We start from the raw sequence: 26,315 nt of genomic DNA, 5'->3' as shown, positions 1-26,315 counted from the left end.
CTACGGCATCCAGAGCCCCGGATCGGTGCGCAGGACCAGCCGGGGCGCCTCGGGGTCGGCCGGCGGCGGCAGGGTGAGCAAGCCGTCGACGACCTCGTCCAGGTCACCTTCACACTGCCACACCACACCGCCGGACCGGTCGCAGCGCAGTCCCGCCGCGTCGGTGGTGAACCGCACGACGATCACGTCCACCCATTGGTCCGGCCAGGCGCGCACCCCACGCACCTCGACCAGCTCGCCCTCCGCCGAGACCGGCAGGAACCGCCAGCCCGCGTTGCGGAGGTCGACGAGCCGCCGCAGCTCGGGGAACTCGGCGAGCGCCGACCCCTCCGTAACCATCACCTGTTGCCCCTGTTGTTCGTGACCAGCCGGTGCAGCGCCTCGGCTGCGGCCCGGCCGAACCCCTTGTCGTTGATGTGGCTGTCCACCTCGTGCACGACGACCGCGGAACCCGCCAGCCCGGTGCGGATCTCCGCAAGGCACGCCTCGTCGGCCGCGGCGTCCTCGAACTGCCCGCCTGCCGTGTCGATACCCGATACCCCCCGCAGCGGCAGGAAAACCTCGACGGGACCGGTCGCGGCGGCGAGCTTGCCCGCGATGCGCCCGCCGAGCACCGCCATCTCCTCCTCGGTGGTGCGCATCAGCGTCACCGTCGCGTTGTGCACGAGGAACTTCCGGTCGGCGAACCGCTCCGGCACCGTCTCCTGCGGGCCGAAGTTGACCATGTCCAGCGCGCCGACGCTCACCACCTGCGGGACCCCCGCCCGGCCGGCCGCCGTCAGGCGTTCCGGCCCGGCGGTCAGCACGCCGCCGACGAGGTCGTCGGCCAGCTCCGTGGTGGTCAGGTCGAGCACGCCGTCGACCAGGCCGGAGGTCACCAGCGACTCCATGGCCCGGCCGCCGGCACCCGTCGCGTGGAAGACCAGCACCTCGTAACCCAGCTCGGCGAGCGTCTCCCTGGCCTCGTCGACGGCGGGCGTGGTGAGCCCGAACATGGTCGCCGCGACGACCGGTCTGCCGTCGTCCCGCTCCGGTTCCCGCCGTCGCCGCTCGTGGGCCGCGGCCATGCCGGCGACGGCCGCGGCGGCGTTGCCGAGCACCAGTCGCGACACGGAGTTCACCCCGCTGATGTCGACCACCGAGTACATCAGCGTCACGTCCACGTCGCCGACGTACGGCCGCACGTCCCCGGACGCCATGGTCGACACGAGCAGCTTCGGCACCCCCACCGGTAGCGCCCGCATGGCCCGGCCGGCCACCGACGAGCCACCCGACCCGCCGACCGCGAGCACGCCGTCGAGCCGGCCTTCCCGGTACAGCCGCGTCACCACGGCCGCCGCGCCGTCGGCCATGGCCGCCATCGCCGCGCCGCGGTCGCCGGCGGCACGCAGCTCGCCGAGGTCCGCGCCGGCGGCGCTCGCCACGTCCGCGGCCGAGATGTCCGCCAGGCCGCCACCGTCGTCGTCGGAGAAGGTGCCGACGTCCACCCCGAGCACGTCACAGCCGGCCTCGGTGAGCCGTTCACGCAGCCAGCCGTACTCGACCTGCTTGGTGTCGAACGTCCCGAGCAACGCGACCGTCGGCATCGACCGGCCTTTCTTGACGTGGGCATGCGGCTGTCCTGGTTGGTTCCGCGTCAATCCTTGCCAATTGCCATCAGGAGGCGATAGACCACTCACGCCCGATTGGCCTACCAAGAGTAGAGCGGAAAAGGACATGGCGGACGGACATCGCATAGCGGCCGCGACCTTGAGTCGCCTGCTCGACGGATGGGCGACGACCCACGATGACACGCTGTACCTGCGGCTGGCCGAGGCCATGACCGACCTGATCCGCAGCAACACCCTGCCGGACGGCACGATCCTGCCGTCCCAGCGGAGTCTCGCGGAGGCGCTCGGCGTCGCCCGCGGCACGGTGACCAGGGTGTACGAGGCGCTGGCGGGGGAGGAGCTGATCGAGGCGCGGCAGGGGACCGGGTCCCGGATCCGCAGCCGGGGCGCCGCAGGCTCGCTCGCCGCGGACGCGCGGCTGATCACCTACAGCGGCCACCACGGCACCGAGATCGACCTGACCAGCGGGGCACTGCCCGGACTGCCGGACGTCACGGCGGCGTTCCGCGCGCTGGACCCGCTCCGCCTGGCCGCGGAGGTGGCCACCGACGGCTACCACCCGAAGGGCATGCAGGTGCTGCGCGAGGCCGTGGCCGACCGGTACACGCGGGACGGGCTGGCGACCGACCCCGCGCAGATCCTGATCACGTCGGGCGCGCAGCACGCGGTCTGGCTGATCGCACACGCCATGGTCAGCCGGGGCGACGAGGTGATCGTCGAGGAACCGACCTACCGCGGGGCGCTGGAGGCGTTCCGGCACGCGGGGACCCAGCTGGTGAGCGTGCCGGTCCGCGACAACGGCCTCGACCTCGACTTCCTGCGGCGGCGGCTGGTGCACCGGCCGCCTCGGCTGCTGTACTGCCAGCCGGGGCTGCACAACCCGACCGGCGTGGCGCTGTCGCGGGCCCGGCACCGGGAGCTGGCGGAGCTGGTGGCGCGGTTCGGCGTGACGGTCGTGGACGACAGGTCGTTCGCGGACCTGGCGCTGGATGTCGAGGCGGGCATCCCGCCGCTGTCCGGTGCGCTGCTGGTGGGGACGGCGTCGAAGCTGTTCTGGGGCGGATTGCGGGTGGGGTGGATCCGGACGACGCCGGAGCTCGTGGCGCGGCTGGTGGGACTGCGGCGGGCGGCGGACCTGGCGACGCCGGTGGCCGAACAGCTGGTGACGGCGGACCTGCTCGCGCGTGCGGAGGAGGCACGGGCGACCCGCGCGGCGGAGCTGCGTGCCCGCCTCGCGGAGACCGGGGTGTTGCTGACCGAGCGGCGCCCGGAGTGGACGTGGCAGAAGCCGGCGGGTGGCACGGGCCTGTGGATCGACACCGGGACGAACGCGGTGACGCTGGTGGAGCACGCTCGCCGGCAGGGCGTGCGGCTGGTGGCCGGCCCGGCGTTCTCGGCGTTCAACGGGTTCTCCCAGCACGTTCGGCTGCCGTACTGGCACCCGGCGTCGACGCTCACGGAGGCCCTGGACCGCATGGAGGCCGGCTGACCCGCCAGTCCGTCGACGCGGCGGGGTCACCCGGGGCCGGGAGCGACCCCGGGAAAGAATCTTCGAGCGGATCGTCGATCCGGTCCGGTCCCGCTCGACGTCGTGGTGAAGGCGCTCGACGACACCACTTCGGAAGGACCGGACCGACATGACCGCGACCCTGCACACCACCTCGACCACCGCCGCCGCCCCCGAGACGACGAACCCGGCCACCGCGAAGCTCCCCGCCGCCGCGCTCGGCGTCACCCGGGTGGTCGTGTCGTTCCTCTTCGTCCTCCACGGTTTCGTCGGCCTGTTCGGCGCCTTCGGTGGCGTGGACGGTCATGGCGGCACCATCGACCCGCTCAGCTGGCCCGGTGGCTGGGCCTCGCTGATCCACGTCGTCGCCGGCGCGCTCGTCGGGATCGGTCTGTTCACCCGCCCCGCCGCGCTGCTGTGCTCCGGCGCCATGGCCTACGCCTACTTCACCGTCCACCAGCCCCTGGCCGTGTTCCCCATCCCCAACGGTGGTGAGCCCGCCGCGCTGTACAGCTGGATCTTCCTGCTGATCGGCATCCTGGGGTCTGGCGCGTTCGCCCTGGACGCCCTCCGCAAGCGTCGCTGACCACCGCCAACCGCCGAATGGGCCCGGGTTCGCCCGGGCCCATTCGTATGTTCGAAAAGGACAGGCGTTATCAACTCGTTACCTCCATTGTGTATTTCCCGGGCGTCCGACCGCACTGGAGTGGGCAGAAGCCCAGAGGCGGGGAGGTCTCATGCATTTCTACATTCGTCGCGACTCCAGCGACGACGGGCTCGGTAACCAACTGCCTGACGTTCCGACGAAACTGCTGGCCAGGCACGGTGCGCGGGTGCTGAGGCCGTCCGACCCGCTCTACTCCGTCACCGGTCCGCCGCCCGCGACGGCGTACCGGACCGACGTCCTGCGTGTCCCCCAGTCGGTGGACCGGAGCGCTCTCGAACAGACCCTCGCGGACGTCAACCTGAAGCTCGCCGAGCCGCGGGCCGACGCCAGCCGTCCGCCGGTGGTCCGGCTCGAACGCCTCGACGCGGACAAGCCCGCGACCGTCGACGCCTGGTACGCGCTCTGGCACCTGCGCAGGACCGCCGCCGACGCACCCGAGGGCCGGCTCGCGTCCGCCGTCAACAAGCCGGACCCGGTGACGCTCGAGCACCTCATGTTCATCGGCCTCGACCCGGTCCCGTGGGACTCGCACGCACTGAACCCGACCCCCTGGGACTCGCACAGCCTGGGCCCGGTGCCGTGGGACTCCCACGGCCTCTTCGGCATCAACGGCTACCTGCGGTCCGCGCGGGGCGGCCCGGTGCCGGTCAGCCTGTCCATGCGCCCCCCGAACCCGCGGGCGCTCGTCTCCGGCAGTGGCTTCGACCGCCGGCCCGTGATCGCGGTGCTGGACACCGGCATCGCCGAGCACGAGTGGTTCGGCACCACCGACCGCGAGGTCCCGACCGGCGGCTACCTCCGGGTGCTCAAGGAGGTCCAGGACGCCATCACGGCCAGCAGCCGTGCGGCGGGCACCGGTGCGCGCGTGATCGAGGACTACTGGGAGGAGATCGTCCCGGACAACCCGCTGACCGGCGAGTTCAACCGGCACGCCGGGCACGGCACGTTCATCGCCGGGATCTTCCGCCAGGTCGCGCCGGACGCCGAGCTCGCCGTCGCGCGGGTGATGGCCGGGGACGGCGTCGCCTACGAGAGCGACCTGATCGCCGCGCTGGAGCGGCTCGTGCACCAGGTCGAGGACGCGCAGGCCGACGGCGGCAACCCCGCCGACATGATCGACATCCTGTCCATCTCGATCGGGTACTACATCGAGACGCTCGAGGACGAGGCCGAGACGGCCGAGTTCACCGCGCTGCTCAACCGGCTGACCGACCTCGGCGTGCTGGTCGTGGCCGCCGCCGGCAACGACGCCACCACCCGGCAGTTCTACCCGGCCGCGCTCGCGACCGTCCCCTCGGACGGGGGCGGGCAGCCGGTGCTGTCCGTCGGCGCGCTCAACCCCAACGGCACCAAGGCGTTCTTCAGCAACCAGGCGCCGTGGGTGCACGCATGGGCGTCCGGCGCGAGCGTCGTGAGCACGTTCCCGAAGCTGCGCGGGAGCATGGGGCCCACCAACGTGATCCGCGAGCTCGACCGCGAGTCGATGGATCCGGACGACTTCACCAGCGGTTTCGCGATGTGGCACGGCACCTCGTTCGCCGGGCCGCACGCCGCCGCCTCGCTCGCGAACAAGCTCATCGAGCAGGCGGACGCCGACCCCCAGCTCCGCATGGGGCTGGTCAGCCAGGAAGCAATGCGGGAACGCGCGCGTCGTGCCGTCGAGGCGTGCACGACGCCCTGAGTGGAACGGACGACCACAACTGACCGAACAGGAGAACACGTTCATGGCCGCCCTGCGAGCGCTGTGGGACGTGGCCGATCCGATGCCCTCCGGCCTCGTCGACCGGGTCCAGCTCGGCCTCGAACCGGACCCGGACGGCGACGGAATCGACGTCGAGGTGTCCCGGCTCGTCGAGATGACGGCGCCGGTCGCCGCCCGCTCCGACGAGTTCATCCGGCTCGTCACGTTCCAGAGCGACAGCCTGACGATCATGGTCATGCTGGAGCGGGCCACCGACGGGACGACGAGGATCGACGGGTGGCTCACGCCCGGCGCCGCGCTGCGCATCGAGCTGCGCTGTCCGGCCGGACCGATGTCGACCGACTCCGACGGCGCCGGCCGGTTCTCGCTCGCCGCGGTACCGACCGGCGCCGTCCGGCTGATCGTGCATGACGCCGGGCGGGCCTGTCGCATCATCACGCCGACGATAGAGTTGGGGGGATCAGGGCCATAAATCCCTGTTCAGGCTGCTAGACCTGACCCGATACTGACCAGATGCCCGGTGGTGTGGCCGACAAGGCCGTTGAAGCACGCGCACGCGTGCTGCACGGACGCGGCCTCGAGGCGCTCAACCGGGGGCGCCCGTTGCTGGGCGCCAGGTCGTTGCGCGCCGGACTGCGCCTGCTCGGCTGGCCGGACACCACCGGCGCCTGGGTGACGCACCGGGAGCTGACGTTCCGCCTGCTGGGCACGCTCGCGGCCGCCGAGGTCGCGCGTGGCCACAGCGACGACGGCTTCGCGCTGCTGGACCGCATGGACACCCTCATCACCGAGGACAACCGCGGCGTCCTGCTGCTCCAGCGCGGCCTGCTGCTGACCATGACCGGCCGCGTCGACGAGGCCGTCCGCAGCTTCGACGCCGCCGTGCCGCAGCTGGAGCGGGCGGGGGAGCGGGTGGCGCTGGCCCGGACGCTGCTCAACCGCGCCTACATCCACCAGATCGCCGGTCAGGTGCGCCCGGCGCTCGCCGACCTGGCACGCAGCGAGGAGATCAGCCGAGAGCTGGGCATGACCGTCCAGGTCGCGAAGTCCTTCCACGGCCGGGGTTCCTGCCTGCTGCTGGCCGGCGACATCCCGGGCGCGCTGCGTGCCTTCGAACAGGCCGAACGCGGGTACGCCGAGAACGCGGACGGCATGCTCGTGGTGCTGGCCGTGGAGAAGGCGCGGGCGCTGCTGGCGGCCGGCCTCGGCGCGGACGCCGCCGGCGTGCTCGACGCCGCGCTGCCCCGGTTCGCCGGGCTCGGCATGAACCAGGAACAGGCCGAGGCCGAGCTGACCCGCGCTCAGGTCGCGGTCGCGGTGGGCGACCACGCGTCGGCGCGGCGGTGGGCCGGCCAGGCGGAACGCCGGTTCCGCCGCCGTCGCAACGAGGCCTGGGCGGCGGTCGCCGGGCTGACGCGGCTGCGGGCGGAGTTCGCCGCGAACGGGCGTGCGGCCACGGTCGCCGCGACCGCGGCGGGGCTGGCCGAGCGGCTGCGTGAGCTGGGCCTGGACAACGACGCGGAGGCCGCGGAGCTGTTGGCCGCCCACGCTCACCTGCGGCGCGGTGAGGTCGACCAGGCGGCGGCCCACGTCCGCCGGCAGCCGGGCCGCCGGTCGACGTGGGACACCAGGCTGGCGCGACACCTGGTCCGGGCGCGGATCGCGGAGGCGCGCGGCGACCACACCGCGACCTTCCGGCACGCACGCGCCGGCCTGGCGCGGCTCGCGGCGCACCGCGGTCACTTCGGCAGCATCGACCTGCAGACCGGCGTGGCGACGCTCGGCGCCGACCTGGCCAGGGCCGGCCTCGACGCGGCGCTCGCGGAGGGCAGGCCTGCCACGGTGTTCCGGTGGCTGGAGCACTCGCGTGCGCAGGCGTTCCGGTCCAGGGCGGTACATCCGCTGGACGACCCGGTGACCGTGGACGCGATGGCCGAGCTGCGGCAGCGGTCGCAGGTGGTGCGCGCGAGCGAGCTGGAGGGCAGGCGCGACCCGGCGGCGGCGCGGCGGATGGCGGAGCTGGAACGGCAGATCCGGGCGCAGAGCTGGCAGGCGAGCGGAACCGGCGAGCACCACGCGGAGGCGTCGCTGGCGGAGGTCCGCGCCGAGCTGGGGGTCGCGGGGGCGACGCTGGCCAGCTTCTTCACCGTGGGTCCCCGGATTCACGCGTTCCTGGTCGGCCGGCACGCGACCCGGATCGTGGCACTCGGCGACCTACCGGCGGTGACCGAGACGGCGGCGCGGTTGCGCAGTGACCTGGATGTGCTGGCGGGCCGGGCGTTACCGGGTCCGCTGGACGCGGCGGTGCGCAACTCGGCGAAGCATCAGCTGTCGATGTTGAACGAGCATCTGATCACGCCGTTGCGCCGGTATCTGGGGGACGAGGACCTGGTGGTGGTGCCGACGGGTCCGTTGTCGGGCGTGCCGTGGTCGCTGCTGGAGGACCTGCGTGGGCGACCGGTGACGGTGTCCCCGTCGGCGACGGTGTGGTTGTCCGGCCGGAAACCGGCGCGTGCACCGGTGACGGGCACGCTGCTGGTGGCGGGCCCGAACCTGGACTTCGCGGAGGACGAGGTGGAGCAACTGGCGGCGATCTACCCCGAGGGGGAGGCGCTGGTAGGGGAGAACGCGACGGTCGACTCGACGATGAAGGCGCTGGACGGCTGCGGTGTGGCGCACTTCGCGACGCATGGGCACCACGAGCAGGACAGCGTGTTGTTCTCCCGCCTCGACCTGGCCGACGGGCCGTTGATGGCCTACGACATCCACCAGCTGGACGCGGCGCCGGAACACGTGATCCTGGCGTCCTGCGATGTCGGCCGAGCGGTCGTACGAGCGGGCGACGAGATCCTCGGCTTCACGGCGGCCCTGCTCTACGGCGGAACCCGAACGGTCGTGTCGAGCGTGGCCCGGATGGACGACCACAGAGTGGTGGGCGTGATGACGGCCTACCACCGCGGCCTGTCCCGAGGCGTCGCCCCGGCCCGCGCACTGGCCGACGCCGCGCTGACGGAACCGCTGACCCCGTTGGTGTGCTTCGGCAGCGGCTGAGCGTCCCGGGCCGTGGACCATCACGGGGGGATCATGGGGGCCATGCACCCGAAGTTCCAAGACGACCTGGCCGCCCTGCCCGACCTACTCACGGCCGCCCGCGACGCCGCCGAACGGGCGCTGACCAGCCTCGACACGCGACCGGTCACCGTGGGGCGGCCCGGGGACGCCCCGGCGCCGATGCCGGTGGACGGGGTCGGCGCGGCCGAGGCGCTCAGACGGTTCGAGGAGCACTGGGCCCCGTGGTTCTCCGGCAGTGCCGGACCGCGGTACTTCGGGTTCGTGACCGGCGGTGCCACGCCGGCCTCGGTGGTGGGGGACTGGCTGACCAGCGCGTACGACCAGAACGTCGTCGCCCGGGACACCGCGGCGGTGGACCTCGAACGCGAGACCGTCGGCTGGCTGGCCGAACTGCTCGGCATCGGCCCCGACCTGCACGGCGCGTTCGTCACCGGCGCCACGATGTCGAACTTCGTCGGGCTCGCGGTCGCGAGGGAATGGCTCGGCGAGCAGCTCGGCGTCTCCGTGAACGACGACGGGGTCCACGCGCTGGGCCCGGTTCCGGTCTTCTCGGCCGCGCCGCACTCCAGTGTCTACAAAGCACTGTCCATGTTGGGCATCGGGCGCAGGCAGGTCCGGCTCGTGTCCACGCTGCCGGGCCGGGAGGCGGTGGACGTCGAGCAGCTCGCTGCCGCGCTCGACGGCCGGCCCGCCATCGTGGTCGCCAACGCCGGCACGGTGAACTCCGTCGACTTCGACGACCTGCGGGCGATCGCGGCCCTGAAGGAACGTTTCAACCTCTGGCTGCACGTCGACGGCGCCTTCGGTGCCTTCGCGGCGCTCTCGCCCCGGCACAGTGGACTGGTCGACGGCATCGCCGAGGCCGACTCGGTGTGCGTGGACCTCCACAAGTGGCTGAACGTTCCCTACGACGCGGCCGTGCAGTTCACCCGCCGCCGGGACCTCCAGGTCCGGATCTTCCGGAACCTCGGGGCCTACCTGCCGCCGCCGGCCGGCGAGCCCGACTTCGTCCACCTGACACCGGAGAGCTCCCGGCGGCTGCGTGCGCTCCCCGCGTGGTTCTCGCTCGTCGCGTACGGCCGGGCCGGCCACCAGGAGATCGTCGAACGCACCATCGCGCTCGCCGCCCGGCTCGGCGAATGGCTGACCGGCGAACCACGGCTGCGGCTGCTGGCGCCGGTCCGGCTCAACATCGTCTGCTGCACCTTCGCGGAGGACCCGACGCGGGAACGGGTCCAGGCCCTCGTCGACGCGATCGCGAGGAGCGGCGAGGCCCTGGTCACGCCGACCGTGTACGACGGCACCCCCGGCTTCCGGGTGGCGTTCAGCAACTGGCGCACCACGCCGTCCGATGTGGACAGACTCGGTGCGGCGCTGACCAAGGCGCTCGACGAGGTGGGCTGAGTGAGATCCACTCGACCCCGGGGTGCGCGAAACTAAATCTCGTTGCATGTGAATTTCAATGATCGCTGGTTACCGTTTTTCATGGCACGAACATGACCAGAACACGAAACCAATGTGCGATCGGACCGAACATGAGCCTTGCCGCAGAAGAGCCAGTCGGTCGCCCCGTGGACGAACTGGCCAGACAGATCATCGAGCTGACGTTCCGGTTCCGCCGGCTTGCCGACCCCGACGACCCGTGTGGCGAACAGCCGTGCGAGACCTGCTACGCCGTCCACCACGACCGGGTTCGACGCTACCTCGAGCGCGGGCAACCCGTGCACTTCCTGCTTCCGGCGTTCCCGGCGAAGTCACGCAACCCGGGCAAGGTGATCGGCGCGCTCCCCGACCTCGGCGAGCGGATCTCCGTCGAGTTCCTGCAGACGTTCTGTGAGCTGGTCAGCCACGTCCACGCACCGGGCGCGCGCATCCTGATCTGCTCGGACGGCCATGTCTTCGCCGACCTCCTCGGCATCCCGGACGATGACGTCACCGCCTACCGCGCCGAGCTGCAACGCATCATCGACACGCTCGGCACCGAGTCCATCGGCCTGTACTCCCTCGACGACGCGTTCGGCCTCGACTCCTACGACGACATGCGTGCCGTGCTCGTCGAGCGCTACGGCATTCCGCTCGAGGAGCTCCGCCAGGAGGTGCGCAACGACCTCCAGGCCCGCGCGATGTTCAACGGCATGCACCGGTTCATGGTCGAGGACCACGTGCCGCTGACCCAGGGCACGAGCCGGTCGCAGGTCAGCAAGGCGTGCAAGGAGCTCGCCTACCAGATGATCCAGCGCAGCCGCGCCTGGGGCGACCTCGTCGGCGACCTGTTCCCGGACTCGCTGCGTCTCTCGATCCACCCGCAGCACGCACACGCCGGCAAGATCGGCTTCCACCTGATCCGCACCAGGGACAACTGGCTCACCCCGTGGCACGGCGTGATCGTCGACGACGGGCAGAGCGTCACGCTCATGAAGCGCAGCCAGGCCGAGAGCGCGAACGCGTCCCTCGTCTGGCGGCACGGGCGGCCGAGCCACTACGTCCACATCCGACCTGAGGAGAACGCCTCATGACCGTGACAGCCGAGCCGTTCGGGCGCGTGGTGACCGCGCCCGCCGGCGACCTGCGGGACATCGCGCCCGCCACGCTGGCGGACTGGACGGTCGCGGCGAAGGTGCTGGTGCTGCGCGGGGTTCCCCTGCTGGACAAGGCGGACCTGACGACCTACGGCGAGAGCTGGGGCGAGGTCCTCACCTGGGACTTCGGCGCCGTGCTCGACCTGGTGATCGAGGAGGAACCGAAGAACTACCTGTTCGGCCGGGGGGACGTGCCGTTCCACTGGGACGGCGCGTTCGCGCGCGCCACACCGCGGTTCTTCCTGTTCCAGTGCGTGCGGGCACCGGCGGCCGGTGGCGGCGGCGAGACGGTGTTCTCCGACACGACCGAGGTGATCCGCAGGGCGGGGGCGGACCTCGTCGAGCGCTGGTCGCGGACCGAGATCACCTACCGCACGGAGAAGCTGAAGCACTACGGCGGCGAGACCACCGCGCCACTCCTGGGAAAGCACTCCGTGACCGGCGAGACCATCATGCGGTACAACGAACCCCTCGACCCGGACCACTACCTGAACCCGGTGTGGACCACCGTGGACGGTCTGTCCGACGCGGAAGCCGCGCCGTTCCTGGCCGACCTGAGCACGCGGCTGCACGACCCGGACGTCTGCTATGCCCACGAGTGGCGCGACGGCGACATCGTCGTGGTGGACAACCAGGCGCTGTTGCACGGCCGCAACGCGTTCCGGGGCAGCTCCTCCCGGCACCTGCAGCGGATCCAGATCCTGTGACACCGGACCGGCCGGGCTGTCTCCGAAGCAGCCCGGCCGGCCGGCGTCACGTCCGCGCACGACCCGGGGCCCGGACCCCGGTGCCGTCGACGAGCGGCAGCACTCGCCGGTCACCAGCCACGAACAGCCGCGCGGCCGCCGCGATGTACGTCGCGCCGACGTTCTGCTGCGCTGCCGCGGTGAGCCGGACGGGCGTGCCCGCCGAGCACACGGGGTCGTCCTCGAGCCAGAAGTCGTCGGAGGACGGCGCCTCCGACTGGCCCGGCGTCCACTCGGTGTTGAAGAAAGTTGTGGTTCGCGCCGACGACGTAGAGCGTGCTGTGCAGCGCGGCGCCACGGCTGACCCCGCGGGTGGCGTCCAGGTACATCTCGCCCTGCAGGTCGGACATGTCACCGTCGCAGCCGGGCAGGTGGATCGGGTCGAGCGTGTACTCGCCGGTCCCCGTGCGGTACGGACCGGGCAGCCCGGGATCGACCTTACCGGCACGAACTCGAGCAGGCGCATGCGAAGTCCCTCCCCGTTTGCCTTCGCACACCGTTCTATCGGGTAACGGCGATTCTCCACAAGCACGAGGACCCGGAGAACTCGTCACAGTTCGTCGGTCGGGGCGAACCGCGGCAAATCTGACGGTTTCGTGACGTGCCGCCGGTTCGCCGCGCGGTGGGCCGGTGCGGTGCCTAGTCTCGCGGGCATGCGAGTGATGGTCACCGGCGCGGCCGGTTTCATCGGGTCCCATGTCGTCGAGGCGCTGCTGGCTCGTGGCCACGACGCCGTGCCGGTGGACAACCTGCTGCCGAAGGCGCACGGTCAGCACCCGGACTTCGACGGCGTCGTCGGTGACGTTCGCGATCCGGCGCTGCTGGCGGACCTGCTGGACGGCGTCGACGTCGTTTGTCACCAGGCGGCCATGGTGGGACACGGTCTCTCGCCCGCGGACGCGCCGGAGTACGTGCTGCACAACGACTTCGGCACCGCGGTGCTGCTGGCCGCCATGCACGGGGCCGGTGTCGGGCGGCTGGTCCTGGCGTCGTCGATGGTCGTCTACGGCGAGGGGCGCTACGCATGCCCGACGCACGGGGTGGTGAGCCCGGCGCCCCGCCTCGCGTCCGATCTGGACAGTGGACGGTACGATCCGCCGTGCCCGGCCTGTGGTGCCGCACTGGAACCGGGGCTGGTGCCGGAGTCCGCCGCGCTGGACCCGCGCAGCACCTACGCGGCGACCAAGGCGGCACAGGAGTTTCTCGCGTCGGCGTGGGCGCGGCAGGCAGGCGGCTCGGTGTGGGCCCTGCGGTACCACAACGTCTACGGGCCGCGGATGCCCCGGGACACGCCGTATGCCGGAGTCGCGTCGCTGTTCCGGTCGGCACTCGAACGCGGCGAGGCGCCCACCGTGCTGGAGGACGGCAACCAGCGCCGGGACTTCGTCCACGTGCGGGACGTGGCGCTCGCCAATGCACTCGCCGTCGAAAGCCTTGCACCGCAAGGAAGTCTCGTGCCCGTCAACGTCTGCTCCGGCACGCCGCACACCGTGGGGGACCTGGCCGCCGAACTGGCCAGGGCGTGTGGCGGGCCCGCGCCGAAGATCGTGGGCGGCGCGCGGCCCGGCGACGTCCGGCACGTGGTGGCCGACCCGGCCGCCGCGCGCGAACGGCTCGGCTTCACGGCGTCGGTCTCCTTCGAGGACGGCATCGCCGAGTTCGCGACGGCGCCGCTGCGTGCTCCCGCGACGATCACCAGACGGTGAGCAGCAGGTGCTCGACCACGAGCGCCGTACCGGCCTGAGCCGCGAGCCACCAGCGGCGTGAGGCCGGCGGTAGCTTCACCGCCGCGAGCACCAGCCACACCGCGAACGGCAGCCAGATTCGTTCCACCTCTGCCTTCGACAGTCCGGAGACCGTGGCCGTGAGGATCGCGAGTGCCGCGCCGCGCAGCAGTGCGTCGACCGGTTCGGCCGGGCGGCGCAGGCCGGTCAGGAAGTCGACGCGGCGCATGCCCGCGATCACCGGCCCCACCGCCAGCGCGAGGCACGCCAGGTCCGCCCACACCCAGTACCAGTACGGACGGTGTGCCGCGATGCCCTGGTGGTAGCGCTCGACCACCAGGTGGTACCCGTCGAGCCACCAGAACCCGGCCAGCGCGAACAGCCCGACCACCGCGAGCGCACCGGGCACCGCGTAACAGAGGGCCCGCCAGGCCCGCGTCACCAGCACGACGGCCAGCGCGATCGGCGCCATCAGCAACAGCCCGTACGACAGGAAGATCCCGAACCCGAGCACCACGCCGCCCGCCACACACAGCATCCGCCCGCCCCGGCTCGCGCCCATCGCGAACAACGCCACACCGCAGGCCGTGACCCCGGCGAACATCGCGTCGGCCGACACCCCGAGCCAGATCGCGCCCGGCAGCAACGCGACGAACGGGACCGCCGCCCGCGCCAGGTCGACCCGGCCCAGCGCGGCCACCGTCACCGGCACGGCGACGGCGGTCGCGGCACCGGCGAGTATGCAGACCACCCCGGCCGCGCCCCCACCGGACAGCCCGATGCGGTCCAGCCACACGAACACGAGCGTCGCGCCCGGCGGGTGGCCGGCGACGTGCGTGGGCCAGGAGTCCGCCTGGAAGTCGAGGATCCGGGACGTGAACGTCCCCAGGAACCGGGGAATGTCGGCGACCTTGCCGGCCACCCCGAGGTACTCGCCGCCGGACGCGAGCTGGTGCGCGACACCGCGCTGCCAACCGTCCACAAGGGCCAGGGCGAGAATCCACGCGACGGACGTGAGGTAGCCGGCGGCGAGAAGCGTCCGCCAGCGCAGGCGTTCGGCGAGCACCGGCCCCCACGCGACCACGCCGACGGCGATCATGACGGCGAACACGCTGCCGGGCCCGACCCTGGGGTACAGGTCGGCGAGCACCGGGTACTCGCCGAAGCGCGGCGCCGCGCGGGAGTACAGGTCGGCGCCGTAGTTCCGGGCACCGGTCAGGAACCCGACGGCGGTGGCCAGCGACACGAACCCGAGCACGGCGGCACCGGCGACCAGGTCGCCACGGAACGTCCTGCGGTCAGGGGGAGAGATCACCACCCGGTGGACCGTAAGCCCACCGGACCATTGCCGCGCGGCGTGGCGGGAATCCGTCAGAACTCCGTAAGAAGTTCGCCGTCGTCACAATTCGGTAAGCACCGCAAGGGTTTCCGCGCGCCCGTGGTGGCCATAGCTTCCAGGTATGGACACAGTCGACGTGGTGCTTCCCTGTCTGGACGAGGCCGCCGCACTGCCCGGGGTACTGGCGGCGTTGCCAACCGGCTACCGGGCGATCGTGGTGGACAACGGCTCCACCGACGGCTCGCCGGAGGTCGCGGCCGCTCACGGCGCCACGGTGGTGCACGAGCCGAGGCGTGGCTACGGCGCGGCCGTACACACCGGCTTGTCGTTGGCCAGCACGGAGATCGTGTGCTTCCTGGACGCCGACGGCTCGCTCGACCCGGCCGAGCTGCTACCGCTGGTCGAGGCCGTCGAGAACGGCGCCGACCTGGCGGTGGGCCGGCGGGTGCCGGTCTCCCGCGACGCGTGGCCGTGGCACGCACGCGCCGGAAACCTCGTACTGGCCTCAATCCTGCGCCGGCGTGGCCTGCCGGTGTCCGACATCGCGTGCATGCGCGCGGTGCGGCGAGCGGACCTGCTGGCGCTGGACGTGCGGGACCGGGCGTTCGGGTACCCGCTGGAGCTGCTGGTCCGCGCCGCCGACGCCGGCTGGTCGGTGGTGGAGCGGGACATCACGTACCGGCCACGCGCGGCGGGCACCCACTCGAAGGTCTCGGGTTCGGTCCGCGGCACGCTCCGCGCGGTGCGGGACATGGCGGGAGTCCTGCGATGACCGCGGTGGTACTGGTGGTGGCGAAGGCACCGGTCGCCGGCCTGGCGAAGACTCGGCTGGCGGCGACGGTCGGCGCGAAGCGGGCCGCCGAGCTTGCGGCCGCGGCGTTGCTGGACACGGTGGACAGTGCGCGGGCGGTCCTCGGCGCGACGGTGGCGTGTGCGCTGACGGGCTCCCTGGCCGACGCCGAACGGTCGGCCGAGCTGGCCGAGACACTAGGCGACTGCGTGGTGTTCCCGCAGCGCGGCGGTGACTTCGCGACGCGACTGGCGAACGCGCACGCCGACGTGGCACGGCGGTTCCCCGGCACGCCGGTGTTGCAGGTGGGCATGGACACACCCCAGCTGCGCGCACCGCTGCTCACCTCGGCCCTGTTCCGGCTGCGGGAGGCGGACGCGGTACTGGGCCCGGCGGCCGACGGCGGCTGGTGGGCGCTGGGCCTACAGCGACCCGCGGACGCGCACGTGTTGCGGACCGTGCCGATGTCCCGACCGGACACGGGCGCCCGCACGCTGGGGGCGTTGCACGACCTCGGCCTCCAGGTCGAGCTCCTGCCCGTGATGTCCGATGTGGACACCATGGACGATGCCGTGACGGTGGCGGCACAGGCGCCGGGCTCGCGGTTCGCGCAGGTGATGGCGCGATGATCGACTTCGAACCGGGCCTGCTCGGCCACCACTGCTGGCTGGAACTGTCCACAGGGGAGCGAATCAGGCTGCCGACGGAACGCTGGCGTGCCACCCCCGACCCGGGCGACGAGCTGCTGCTCAGTAGCTGTACGGGTCCGACACTGGACATCGGTTGCGGCCCGGGCAGGCTGACGGCGGCACTGACCGAGCGGGGCGTCGCGACCCTGGGCATGGACATCTCACCGGTCGCGGTGCGGTTGACGCAGGAGGCAGGTGCGGCGGCCGTCCAACGCGACGTGTTCGACCGCCAGCCAGGCGAGGGTCACTGGCGCCACACCCTACTGGCCGACGGCAACATCGGCATCGGCGGCGACCCGGTTCGACTGCTGGGCCGAGTGGGAGAACTGTTGTGCGCCAAGGGAAGCGTGCTGATCGAGGTGGACCCGCCCGGCACCGGCCTACGCCGCGGCCAGGTCAGGGTGTCCACGGACAACAGTGCCGGCACCCGCTGGTTCGACTGGGCCTGGCTGGGCGCGGACGCCGTCCCGGCGGCCGCCGCACGGGCCGGCCTGCGCGCGAACTGGTTGCGCGAGGCGGGCGGCCGCTGGTTCACGGAGTTGGTGCGCTCATGAACGCCCGGCTGGCACGTCTCATCGACAAGGTTCAGCCGCGGGAGGAGGACTTCCGCGCGCCCGCCCACGACGAGAAGGTCACCGCGCGGCTCGGGCTCTGGCTCGGCATCGCGTTCCTGCTCTGCTTCCTCACCGGACTCCTCAGCCATGCCGTGCAGAAGCCGCCGGCCTGGTTCGTCTGGCCGGCGTCGCCGGTGAACCTCTACCGGATCACGCAGGGCGTGCACGTGCTCTCCGGCATCGCCGCGATTCCCCTGCTGCTCGCGAAACTCTGGTCCGTCTACCCGAAGCTCTTCGCCCGCCCCCTCATCCGCTCGCTTCCGCACGCACTCGAACGGCTCTCGATCCTCGTCCTCTCCGGTGCCGCCTTCTTCGAGCTCGCCACCGGGCTCTTCAACGTCGCCCAGAACTACCTGTGGGGCTTCTACTTCCCCTCCGCGCACTACGCCGTCGCCTGGCTCGCCGCCGGCGCCGTGCTCCTGCACGTCGCGGTGAAGCTGCCGGTCATCCGGCGCGGTCTCACGCGCCTCGACACACCGGAACCGCCCGGGCACGGCCTGTCCCGCCGCGGCTTCCTCCGCACCACCTACCTCGCCGCCGGTGCCGCGGTCGTCGCCACCGCCGGCGCCACGGTTCCGTTGCTGCGTGACGTCTCCCCGCTCTCCTGGCGGTCGCGGGGCCCACAGGGACTGCCCGTCAACCGGACCGCCGGCGCGGCGCGGGTGACCGACGCGGCGCTGGATCCCTCGTGGCGACTGGAGATCGGCGCCACCCGCCTCTCCCTCGCCGAACTGGAGGCGCTGCCCCAGCACACCGCCGACCTGCCGATCGCCTGCGTCGAAGGTTGGAGCCAGACCGCAACCTGGACCGGCGTCCCCATCGCCGACCTCCTCCGGCTCGCCGGCGCCGGCACCGACCGCCCGGTGCGCGTGACCTCCCTCGAACGCCGCGGCGCCTACCGGACCAGCATCCTGCCCGCCACCCACACGCACGGCACCCTGCTCGCCCTGCGCCTCAACGGGGAACGCCTCACGCTCGACCACGGCTTCCCGTGCCGCGTCATCGCGCCGAGCCGCCCCGGCGTGCTGCAGACCAAGTGGGTCCACCGCCTGGAGGTGCTGTGATGCGTGTCGTCCTCGCACTCGTGGGACTGGCGCTGCTCGGCTACGGCGCCGTGCTCGCCTGGGAGTTCGCCGCCTCCCGCACGGTCAACGCCGTCGAGGGCGCGGCCTGGTTCGTCGGCGGGCCGCTGGTGCACGACGGCCTCGTCGCGCCGGCCGTCGGGCTGGCCGGCCTGGCACTGACCCGGCTCGTGCCGGGTCCGTGGCGCACCCCGGTGGCGGTCGGCGCGGTCCTGACCGCCGTGCTGACCCTCCTGGCGATCCCGTTGCTGTGGCACCCGTTCCTGGTGGTCACCAACCCGGGCCTGCACGACCGGGACTACGTCGCCGGCCTGGCCGTCGCGCTCGGCGTCGTCTGGCTGGCGGTCGCCGTCGCCGGGGTGATCCGGTTCCAGAAGGCGCACCGGTGATCGGCGGCGAAGCCGGTCTCGACCGTCGGCCGCGGCGGCACCAGTGACAGCAGCCGGTGGGTGCCGGTGGCGTACCGCGGCCAGGCGGGTGACGGTGTGCCGCGGGTGGCGAAGCCCGCCCAGGACCGCCGCATGGTGTCGGCGAGCCGCTGCTGGTCCGGCGAGAGCGGCCCGCCGATGGCCAGCCGGAAGAGGTACTGAAGCTCGGCGGCATGCGCGGAACCCTGCGGGAAGCTGACCGGAGGCAGCAGGCCCGGCGCGTTCTCGTCATTGAACTCGTACCCGTACGTCGGCACGTACCTCGACAGCGAGTCGTCCAGGACGACGGCGTTGCAGGCGAAGATCGCGTCGGTGCCGAGCGCGCTGAGCGCCAGCGGCGGGCTGGGGTAGGCGCTGAGCGGGTACTGCGCGGCGATGGCGGCCGCGACGTCGGGCGGCACACCGAGCAGCTGCGAGATCTGGCCGACGTAGTTGTCCGCGGTGACGAACTGGCCCTGCAACTCGGCCGACGCGACGAACAGCCGCCACTCGTCGTGGTTGGTGCCGTTGATGACCGGCACCCGCGCGAACTGCCCTGCGGCCAACGCCGGTCCGACCGACCGGGTGAGCACACGGCCGTCGATGTTCGGGATGTAGTTGGCGTGCTGGTGGGCGAGCAGCGTGGTCACGGGCAGGCCGCGCAGGCAGTCGGCCGACTGGTCGGCACACCCGGTCCCGGCGGCGAACGCCTGGCCGTCCGCCTCGGCGTCGGCCAGTGACGGCTGGGTCAGCGAGTAGCTGCCGCTCTGCACGATGGCGCGGTCGAACAACCCGCGCGACGTGGGGGAGACGAGGTGCGAGAGCACGCTCAGCCCACCGGCGGACTCACCGAAGATGGTGACGTTCCGCGAGTCGCCACCGAACCGGTCGATGTTGCGTGCCACCCATCCGAGTGCCGCCTGCTGGTCCATCAACCCGTAGTCACCGGTCGGCCCGCCGGGTGACCCGGCGAGCGCGGGGTGGGCGAGGAACCCGAGCGCCCCGAGCCGGTAGTTGACGGACACCACGACGACGCCGTTCCCCACCAGCTGGGTCGGGTCGTACACGGCGCCGGCGCCGGTCACCAGGCTGCCGCCGTGGATCCAGACCATCACCGGCCGGTGCCGCGGCGGTCCCGACGGGGTGACCACGTTGAGGTAAAGGCAGTCCTCCGCGGTGCTGCCGGTGCCGAAGCCGCCACTGGGCTGAGCACACGACGCACCCGGCTGGCTTGCGTCCCTGACCCCCGCCCAGCGGGCGGCCGGGCGCGGTGGCCGCCACCGCAGGGCGCCGACCGGCGGCGCGGCGTAGGGAATGCCCAGGAACTGGTTGGTGGCACCGGCCGCGACACCGCGAACCAACCCACCAGTGGTGGCGACGACCGGCACCGAACCGGCGGGCGCAGGACTGGCACTCGCCGTGCCGGTGAGCACCGTCGCCAACGCGAGCATGACCACGGAAAGCACACGAACAACCGACTTCGGAGACATCCTCGGCCCCTTCCCCAGACCTCGACGGCCCCTCCCACCCTGACACCGCCATCGAAGGATTGGAAGGGCCAGCGCCCGTCAGCCCTTCCTGCCCAGCGCGAGCAGCGCCGCGACCCCCAACGCGATCGTGGCGAGCGCGCACGCGAGCAGCGTCCCGCGCGCGCCGATGGCCGTGACGAGTGGGCCGCCGAGAACGGTGCCCAGTGGGACGGCCACCACGAGGACGGCGCCGTTCGCGGCGAGGACCTGGGCGAGCCGCGGTGCGGGGGTGTCGCGCTGGAACAAGGCCATCGACGTCGGCATGTACGGTGCCCACACCGCTCCGGCGATCGCGACGCTGACCAGCGCGACGGCCGTGGGCGCGCCGAGGGCCAGCGGCAGCCACGCCGTGCCGGAGGCCAGGACGATGCCGACCGTCGTGGGCCACAGCGGCAGGCGGCGCAGGTAGCCGGTCGCGATGCCGCCGATGACCGCGCCCACGCCGAACGCCGTGAAGTACACGCCGAGCACGGTCGCCGACGCGTGGAGGTCCTCGGCGACGTGGATCGGCAGCGCCACGTAGACCGGGCCGAAAAAGAAGAAGAACAGGAACGTCAGGCCCAGCAGCCCGAGCAGCGTGCGGTCATGGCGGATCGTGCGGAATCCGCCGGAACCACCGGGCTCGACGGGTTTGCCGGCGGTGACCGCCAGCCGGTAGGTGGCGGCCAGGACCATGAAGCTGACCGCGTCGACGGCGATGACGACCGCCGCGTTCGTCCAGCCGATGAGCACGCCCGCGACCGGCGGCCCGACGATCGTGGCGAACTCGCCGACTGTCGTCATCACGGCGTTGGCCGGAAGGTGGTGCCGGGTCGGCAACAGCTCCGCGATGAGCGTGTAGCGGCCCGCCGAACCCCATGCCGCCAGCAGCGACGACACCGTCAGGAGTGCCACGAACCCGGTCAGGTCCAGCCGGCCGGCGAAGTACACGACGACGATCGCGGTGAGCGCCGCCGCACGCAGTGTCGCGTTCCACCCCGCCAGTTGCGCGCCACCGCGTCCGGTCATGAACCTGCCGAGAAGCACCCCACCCACCGCGCTGGGCAGCGAGTACGCGGCGACGGCGATCGCCACCCACGTGCCGCGCTGCGCCGGAGGCGCGAGTTCCAGCGCCAGCCAGCTGATCGCGACCAGGGACATCCCGTCGCCGAGCGCGGAGACCACCAGACCGGGCAGCACGAGCCGGAGCTTGGGATGCGTGAGAACCGGCCAGTACGGTGAGGTGCGCGGGAATCGTCGGTCGGCGGTGTTCATCCATCCACTGGACGACAACAGCCCCCCGGCCGGCAACCACGATCGCGGTAAGCGTATCCGCTCGCGGCGGAAGCGAGCGGCCGTCGACCGACGCCGACCCCCGAAGTGCGCGATGATCCGGGACGTTCCTCGCCACCAGGAGGTGTGAGATGGCCGGTCTGCCCACGGACCCCGTGATCGCCGCGTTCGTCGCCGCGATCAACGCCGGCGACCGCGCGGCGTTCGACGCGACGCTGGCGCGGGACGCGACGATGTCCGACGACGGGACCACCCGGAACCTGGACGAGTGGGTGAACAAGGAGATCTTCTCGGCCGACGGCCGGATGACCGTCGTGTCCGAAGAGGACGACCGGCGGTCCATGATCGCCGAGTTCACCAACTCGACCTGGGGCGAGATGCGCACCCGCTGGCACTTCACCGTGTCCGACGGGAAGATCACCCGCTTCGACACCGGCCAGGCATAGCGTCCCGCGCCGGCTGGTTCACCCACCGCGAAACGCTACGGCGTCAGCACGATCCGGCCGAACACCCCGCCCGCGTCGATCTTCCGGTGCGCCAGCACGACCTGGGACAGCGGCAGCACCTCGTGCACGATCGGGTGAAACTCGCCGTGGCTGCCGAACAGGTCGGCGGTGGCGGCGAGCCGGTCGGCGTCGGGCACGGTGTCCGCGCTGAAGGTCGCGAACGACATCGACTTCTGGAACGCGCCGAGCAGCGCCATGCCGAAGTCGGCCGGCGGGAAGCCCCCCATCACGCCGACGGCCACCAGTCGCCCGTTCGGGTTGAGCTTGGCGAAGAACGACGGCATGTCCGGCCCGGCGACGATGTCGACGACGACGTCGTAGGTCTCGCAGGTGTCGTAGGTCCCGCCGCCCTCGCCTGCGCGGTCGAGCACGTGGGTCGCACCCAGCTCACGCAGGCGGTCGCCACGCTCCGGCGACGAGGTCGTGACCGCGATCGCGCCGGCGCCGCCGCGCGCCGCGAGCTGGACGGCCATGACGCCGATGCCGCCGGCCGCGCCACGCACCAGCACCGACTCGCCCGGGGCGAAGTGGGCGTGGCGAAGCGCGAAGTGCGCCACCATGCCCGAGCTCCCCAGCGTCACCGCGTCGACGGCCGACAGGTCCGCCGGGACCGGGACGAGCCCGGTGACCGGGGCGGCGGCCTGTTCGGCGTGGCCGCCGAACAGGCCGGTGTAGGTCCACACGCGCCGGCCGAGCCATGCGGCGTCGACGCCGTCGCCGACCGCGGTGACCGTGCCCGCGATCTCGCCGCCGAGGATGTGCCCCTCCTCGAAGCCGTAGCCGGCGAGCGCGCCGCTGCGGATCAGGGCGTGCTCACCGCCGACGCCGATCGCCTCGGTGTCGATGAGCACCTGGCCGGCGGCGGGTGCGGGATCCGGGAGGTCCACGACCGTGAGGCCCTCGGGCGGGCCGAACGTCTGGACAGCGACTGCCTTCATGCTCGCCGACCGTAGTGGACGGGTGCGTCCACTTAGCTAGAGTGAGAGTCGTGACCGACCGTTTGTCTCACCCACTGCGTTCCGACGCCCGCGACAACCGCGACCGCATCCTCGACGCGGCCCGCGAGGTGTTCGCCACCGAGGGCCTGAACGTGCCGATGCGGGAGATCGCCCGGCGCGCCGGCGTCGGGCCCGCGACCCTGTACCGGCGGTTCCCGACCAAGGAGATGCTGGTCACGGAGGCGTTCGAGGAACAGATGTGTGCGTGCCAGGCCATCGTGGCGGAGGGGGTGGCGGACCCGGACCCGTGGCGGGGCTTCTGCCTGGTGGTCGAGAGGATCTGCGAACTGCACGCCCTCGACCGGGGTTTCACCACGGCCTTCATGTCGACCTATCCGAACGCGATGGACTTCGCCGCGGGCCGGGAACACGCGCTGCGGTCGGTCGCCGGCCTGGCCCGCCGCGCGAAGGCCACCGGCGACCTGCGCCCGGACTTCGTCCTCGACGACCTGATCCTCGTGTTCATGGCGAACGGCGGAATCCAGGCCACCTCGATGGCCGCCCGGGTGGCGGCCTCCCGCCGGTTCGCCGCACTGGCCATCCAGGCGTTCCGGGCGTCGCCGCAGGCCGCGCCGCTGCCCCCGGTACCACGGCTGGCGATGGCTCGTCCGACCTAGCGCCTCGCCGACGCCAGCTAGACGGTCAGGTTCAGCTCCCCGGCCGCGACCGGGCGGCCGAGGTGGTAACCCTGCGCCGCGTCGCAGTCGAGGTTCTGGAGGATCTCCAGCTGACGGGCGGTCTCGACGCCCTCGGCGACGACCGTCAGGTCCACCGCGTGGGCCATCGCGATGATGCTCGTCAGGATGGCTTCGGCGTTCTTCGCGTCGCCCGCCGACGCGCCCAGCCGCGCGATGAACGTCTGGTCGATCTTCAGCATGTCCAGCGGCAGCGTCAGCAGTTGCGCGAGCGACGAGTACCCGGTCCCGAAGTCGTCGATCGCCAGCCGTGCACCCAGCTCCCGCAACGCGTCCAGCGTCCGCGACGCGCTCGCCGGGTCCCGCATGATCGCGCTCTCGGTGATCTCCAGGCACAGCGCCCCCGTCGGCAGCCCCGCCGACTCCGTCACCCTGCTCACCGTCCGGATCAGCCGGTCGTGGTCGAGCTGGCGCACCGACACGTTCACCGTCAGCCCCAGGTCGGGATGCCGCGCCCGCAGGTCGATGATCTCCCTGGTCGCGATGCGCAGCACGTGCTCGCCCAGCAGGTTGATCAGGTCGCTCTCCTCGGCCAGCGGGATGAACTCACCCGGTGAGATCGCCCCGAACCGCGGATGCGTCCATCGCGCCAGACCCTCCACCGCCGACGCGCGTCCCGTGCGAAGGTCCACGATCGGCTGGTACGCCAGCCACAGCTGACCCTCCCGCGGCGCGGCCCGCAGGTCCTGCTCCAACCGCATGCGCCGCTGGCTGCGCTCCCGCAGCTCGATGTCGAAGAACGCGTGCCGGCCGCGCCCCCGCGTCTTCGCGTGGTACATCGCCAGGTCCGCGTCGGACAGCAGTGCCTCACCGTCGCGGGGGTCATCCGGACGGGCGATCACGATGCCGATGCTCGCGTCGATGTGCAGGCTCCGCCCGTCCACGACCACCGGGCGGTTCAGCTCGGCCCGGATGTGCTCGGCCAGCCCCTGCGCGCTCTCCGCGCTCGTGACCCCGTGTGAGATCACCGCGAACTCGTCGCCACCCAACCGGCCGACGACGTCGCTGCGCCGGGTGCCGTCCCGCAGCCGCTCGCCGACGACCTGCAACACCTTGTCACCGACGCTGTGCCCGAGCGAGTCGTTGATGACCTTGAACTTGTCCAGGTCGATGAACAGCACCGCGGTGGCGGCGCCGGGCCGCCCGGCCCGGTTCACGGGGCTGAGCTGCTCGATCGCGACCGTCCGGTTCACCAGTCCGGTCAGCGCGTCGTGTGTGGCCTCGTGCTCGCGCCGCCCCTCGATCTGGCGGCGTTCGGTGATGTCGGTGAACGAGATGACGACCGTGGCCGGCAGCCCCTCGGCGGGGTCGAGCACCCTGGTGCTCATCGACAGCCACACCCGGCTCCCGTCGGGACGGACCGAGCAGACGATCCGGCCGTTGCGCGGCTCGCCGGTGCGGCGGGTGTGGGCGGTCGGGTACTCCTCGAACGGGATCCGCACGCCGTTCTCGTCGTACAGCTCGGCCAGCGTCGACGGCGCGCCGAGCGTCTCCTTCTCGTTGATCGCGAGGATGCGTTCCGCGGCCGGGTTCACGGACTCGATCTCGCCGGTCGCCCCGACCACGATCACGCCCTCCTCGATGGCCGCGACCACGGTCGTGAAGTACTGCTCCGCGCGCCGCCGCGCGGTCTCGTCGGCGCAGACGATCACATAGCCGTCGGGCATCCTGGCCACCGACACGCGCACCGCGAGCGCGCTGCCGTTCGCGGCGCGATGGTCGGCCTGGACGACACCACCCACCTCGAGCACGGTGGCGGGATCGAGGTGCGCGCCGACCAGGGTCTCGATCGGCCGGCCGATGGCGTCGACCGCGAAGTGGCCGTAGATCGTCTCCGCGGCCGGGTTCCAGCTCGTCACCGTCCCGGTCGCGGTGGTCGCGATGAGCGCGTCGCTCACGTGCGAGACGAGCGCGGCCTGGTAGTGCAGGGCCGCCGCCGCGGCCTTCTGCGTGCTGACGTCGCGCATGATCACCTGGAAGGCCGGTCTGCCCTCCCACGTGGTCCGCACGGACACCGACTCGACGTCGAGGGTGCCGCCGCCGAAGCGCAGGACCACGACGTCGGTCGTCTCGGTCACCGCGCCCGGCTCGCTCAGGTCGGCGATCCGCTCCAGCATCGCCGCCACGGACTCGGGGTGGACGAGGTCGACGATCGGCCGGCCGACGAGCTCCGCCGCGGACCCGGCCCGCGCGAACCGCACGGCGGCCGGGTTCGCGTACACCAGCCGGCCGGCCTCGTGCACCACGATCGCGTCCGGGCTCAGTTCGATCAGGAGCCGGTAACGGTCGGTGAGGTCGGAGAGCTGCTGGCGCTCGACGCGCCGGCCGGTCACGTTGGTCACGATGCCGACGAGCCGCCCTCGGGCCGTCACCTTGGCCCGGAGCTGCAGCCACCGCACCCCGTCGGCGGTGTCGCACGGCTGTTCCAGGTCGAAGTCGTGCCACACCGGCGCCGTTCTCGCGGCGAGTGCCAGCGGGGCGACCAGGGTGGACAGCCGGTCGCGGACCGCGTCCTCGCCGCCGACGCCCAGCATGTCCTCCATGCCCTGGGTCCACGTGAGCTCGTCCGCGGCCAGGTCCAGCGACCACGCGACGGCGGCGCCAACCGACAGCGCAAGATCGACCAGCAGCTCGGGGTCGGCGGCGGCCTCTTCCATGAGCTGGTGGAAGTCATGGCGTCCTGGCCCCATGGTCTGTCCAATCCGTCGCGTGTGGCCACTGTGGATATTTATCTGCGCGAATTTATCGGAGTTACGATTGATACACGAGGTCCACGAGTGGAGGGGG

Annotated in this window: 24 protein-coding genes; 16 read left to right on the top strand and 8 right to left on the bottom strand. The window is 72.1% G+C overall.

The window, feature by feature from the left end:
- Window positions 1-339 carry a hypothetical protein gene (locus tag VET29_RS43690; RefSeq protein ID WP_324933613.1) on the bottom strand — a complete coding sequence of 113 codons (339 nt, stop codon included), beginning with the start codon at window positions 337-339 and terminating at the stop codon, window positions 1-3.
- Window positions 339-1,586, bottom strand: coding sequence for a Tm-1-like ATP-binding domain-containing protein (locus VET29_RS43685; RefSeq protein WP_324933421.1), 1,248 nt, complete (start codon window positions 1,584-1,586; stop codon window positions 339-341). The genes VET29_RS43690 and VET29_RS43685 overlap by 1 nt, the downstream gene beginning before the upstream one ends.
- Before the next feature lie 130 nt (window positions 1,587-1,716).
- On the opposite strand from VET29_RS43685, the gene VET29_RS43680 reads away from it, so the two are divergent.
- The 8 genes from VET29_RS43680 to VET29_RS43645 all read left to right on the top strand — a co-directional run bounded on the left by VET29_RS43680 (window position 1,717) and on the right by VET29_RS43645 (window position 11,844).
- On the top strand, window positions 1,717-3,099 hold the full coding sequence (locus VET29_RS43680; protein WP_324933418.1) for a PLP-dependent aminotransferase family protein: 1,383 nt from the start codon (window positions 1,717-1,719) through the stop codon (window positions 3,097-3,099).
- Between the two features lie 148 nt (window positions 3,100-3,247).
- On the top strand, window positions 3,248-3,703 hold the full coding sequence (locus VET29_RS43675) for a DoxX family protein (RefSeq protein ID WP_324933415.1): 456 nt from the start codon (window positions 3,248-3,250) through the stop codon (window positions 3,701-3,703).
- A 151-nt stretch (window positions 3,704-3,854) separates the two neighbouring features.
- The gene (locus VET29_RS43670; RefSeq protein WP_324933412.1) at window positions 3,855-5,465 is read left to right on the top strand and encodes a S8/S53 family peptidase; all 1,611 of its coding nucleotides are present in this window, start codon (window positions 3,855-3,857) and stop codon (window positions 5,463-5,465) included.
- Window positions 5,466-5,508: 43 nt separating this feature from the next.
- Complete coding sequence (locus VET29_RS43665; RefSeq protein WP_324933409.1) at window positions 5,509-5,958, top strand: hypothetical protein; 450 nt, start codon at window positions 5,509-5,511, stop codon at window positions 5,956-5,958.
- Between the two features lie 41 nt (window positions 5,959-5,999).
- Complete coding sequence (locus VET29_RS43660) at window positions 6,000-8,537, top strand: CHAT domain-containing tetratricopeptide repeat protein (RefSeq protein WP_324933405.1); 2,538 nt, start codon at window positions 6,000-6,002, stop codon at window positions 8,535-8,537.
- A 42-nt stretch (window positions 8,538-8,579) separates the two neighbouring features.
- On the top strand, window positions 8,580-9,962 hold the full coding sequence (locus VET29_RS43655; RefSeq protein ID WP_324933402.1) for a pyridoxal phosphate-dependent decarboxylase family protein: 1,383 nt from the start codon (window positions 8,580-8,582) through the stop codon (window positions 9,960-9,962).
- Window positions 9,963-10,129: 167 nt separating this feature from the next.
- Window positions 10,130-11,074 carry an isocyanide synthase family protein gene (locus VET29_RS43650; RefSeq protein ID WP_324933400.1) on the top strand — a complete coding sequence of 315 codons (945 nt, stop codon included), beginning with the start codon at window positions 10,130-10,132 and terminating at the stop codon, window positions 11,072-11,074.
- The gene (locus VET29_RS43645; protein WP_324933398.1) at window positions 11,071-11,844 is read left to right on the top strand and encodes a TauD/TfdA dioxygenase family protein; all 774 of its coding nucleotides are present in this window, start codon (window positions 11,071-11,073) and stop codon (window positions 11,842-11,844) included. Before VET29_RS43650 ends, VET29_RS43645 begins: the two co-directional genes overlap by 4 nt.
- A 46-nt stretch (window positions 11,845-11,890) precedes the next feature.
- On the opposite strand, the gene VET29_RS43640 is transcribed toward VET29_RS43645, so the two are convergent.
- On the bottom strand, window positions 11,891-12,055 hold the full coding sequence (locus VET29_RS43640) for a hypothetical protein (RefSeq protein WP_324933395.1): 165 nt from the start codon (window positions 12,053-12,055) through the stop codon (window positions 11,891-11,893).
- 481 nt (window positions 12,056-12,536) lie between these two features.
- On the opposite strand from VET29_RS43640, the gene VET29_RS43635 reads away from it, so the two are divergent.
- Window positions 12,537-13,589, top strand: a complete 1,053-nt coding sequence (locus tag VET29_RS43635; RefSeq protein ID WP_324933393.1) for an NAD-dependent epimerase/dehydratase family protein — start codon at window positions 12,537-12,539, stop codon at window positions 13,587-13,589.
- Here VET29_RS43635 and VET29_RS43630 read toward each other — a convergent pair.
- Window positions 13,576-14,925 carry a hypothetical protein gene (locus VET29_RS43630; RefSeq protein WP_324933390.1) on the bottom strand — a complete coding sequence of 450 codons (1,350 nt, stop codon included), beginning with the start codon at window positions 14,923-14,925 and terminating at the stop codon, window positions 13,576-13,578. The two genes, VET29_RS43635 and VET29_RS43630, sit on opposite strands and share 14 nt — an antisense overlap.
- A gap of 142 nt (window positions 14,926-15,067) precedes the next feature.
- On the opposite strand from VET29_RS43630, the gene VET29_RS43625 reads away from it, so the two are divergent.
- Genes VET29_RS43625 through VET29_RS43605 form a run of 5 tightly spaced genes read left to right on the top strand, consistent with a single transcriptional unit; the run spans window position 15,068 to window position 18,510 of the window.
- Entirely contained in the window at window positions 15,068-15,718 is a 651-nt protein-coding gene (locus tag VET29_RS43625; protein ID WP_324933387.1) for a glycosyltransferase family 2 protein, read from the top strand.
- The gene (locus VET29_RS43620) at window positions 15,715-16,365 is read left to right on the top strand and encodes a TIGR04282 family arsenosugar biosynthesis glycosyltransferase (protein ID WP_324933384.1); all 651 of its coding nucleotides are present in this window, start codon (window positions 15,715-15,717) and stop codon (window positions 16,363-16,365) included. The genes VET29_RS43625 and VET29_RS43620 overlap by 4 nt, the downstream gene beginning before the upstream one ends.
- The gene (locus tag VET29_RS43615; protein WP_324933381.1) at window positions 16,362-16,979 is read left to right on the top strand and encodes a class I SAM-dependent methyltransferase; all 618 of its coding nucleotides are present in this window, start codon (window positions 16,362-16,364) and stop codon (window positions 16,977-16,979) included. The genes VET29_RS43620 and VET29_RS43615 overlap by 4 nt, the downstream gene beginning before the upstream one ends.
- Complete coding sequence (locus VET29_RS43610; RefSeq protein ID WP_324933378.1) at window positions 16,976-18,103, top strand: molybdopterin-dependent oxidoreductase; 1,128 nt, start codon at window positions 16,976-16,978, stop codon at window positions 18,101-18,103. The genes VET29_RS43615 and VET29_RS43610 overlap by 4 nt, the downstream gene beginning before the upstream one ends.
- Window positions 18,103-18,510: a hypothetical protein gene (locus VET29_RS43605; protein ID WP_324933375.1), complete on the top strand. Its 408-nt coding sequence runs from the start codon at window positions 18,103-18,105 to the stop codon at window positions 18,508-18,510. The genes VET29_RS43610 and VET29_RS43605 overlap by 1 nt, the downstream gene beginning before the upstream one ends.
- Here VET29_RS43605 and VET29_RS43600 read toward each other — a convergent pair.
- On the bottom strand, window positions 18,420-20,018 hold the full coding sequence (locus VET29_RS43600) for a carboxylesterase/lipase family protein (RefSeq protein ID WP_324933372.1): 1,599 nt from the start codon (window positions 20,016-20,018) through the stop codon (window positions 18,420-18,422). The genes VET29_RS43605 and VET29_RS43600 overlap by 91 nt on opposite strands.
- 78 nt (window positions 20,019-20,096) lie before the next feature.
- A complete protein-coding gene (locus tag VET29_RS43595) occupies window positions 20,097-21,311 on the bottom strand; it encodes an MFS transporter (RefSeq protein WP_324933369.1) in 1,215 nt (404 codons plus the stop codon).
- Between the two features lie 149 nt (window positions 21,312-21,460).
- Between VET29_RS43595 and VET29_RS43590 the strand changes: the two genes are divergently transcribed.
- Window positions 21,461-21,775: a nuclear transport factor 2 family protein gene (locus VET29_RS43590; RefSeq protein WP_324933366.1), complete on the top strand. Its 315-nt coding sequence runs from the start codon at window positions 21,461-21,463 to the stop codon at window positions 21,773-21,775.
- Between the two features lie 35 nt (window positions 21,776-21,810).
- Here VET29_RS43590 and VET29_RS43585 read toward each other — a convergent pair whose 3' ends face one another.
- Window positions 21,811-22,773, bottom strand: a complete 963-nt coding sequence (locus tag VET29_RS43585) for a zinc-binding dehydrogenase (protein ID WP_324933363.1) — start codon at window positions 22,771-22,773, stop codon at window positions 21,811-21,813.
- 50 nt (window positions 22,774-22,823) lie between these two features.
- Here VET29_RS43585 and VET29_RS43580 point away from each other — a divergent pair, with 50 nt between their 5' ends.
- A complete protein-coding gene (locus VET29_RS43580) occupies window positions 22,824-23,450 on the top strand; it encodes a helix-turn-helix domain-containing protein (protein WP_324933360.1) in 627 nt (208 codons plus the stop codon).
- A gap of 17 nt (window positions 23,451-23,467) precedes the next feature.
- Here VET29_RS43580 and VET29_RS43575 read toward each other — a convergent pair whose 3' ends face one another.
- Window positions 23,468-26,218 carry a sensor domain-containing protein gene (locus VET29_RS43575; RefSeq protein WP_324933357.1) on the bottom strand — a complete coding sequence of 917 codons (2,751 nt, stop codon included), beginning with the start codon at window positions 26,216-26,218 and terminating at the stop codon, window positions 23,468-23,470.
- Window positions 26,219-26,315 lie beyond the last annotated feature (97 nt).

The organism is Actinophytocola sp., from assembly GCF_035634895.1.
In the GTDB taxonomy this organism is placed as follows: domain Bacteria; phylum Actinomycetota; class Actinomycetes; order Mycobacteriales; family Pseudonocardiaceae; genus Actinophytocola.
Note: the sequence above shows the minus strand (reverse complement) of the source record. Positions and strands in the feature narration are given on the sequence as shown.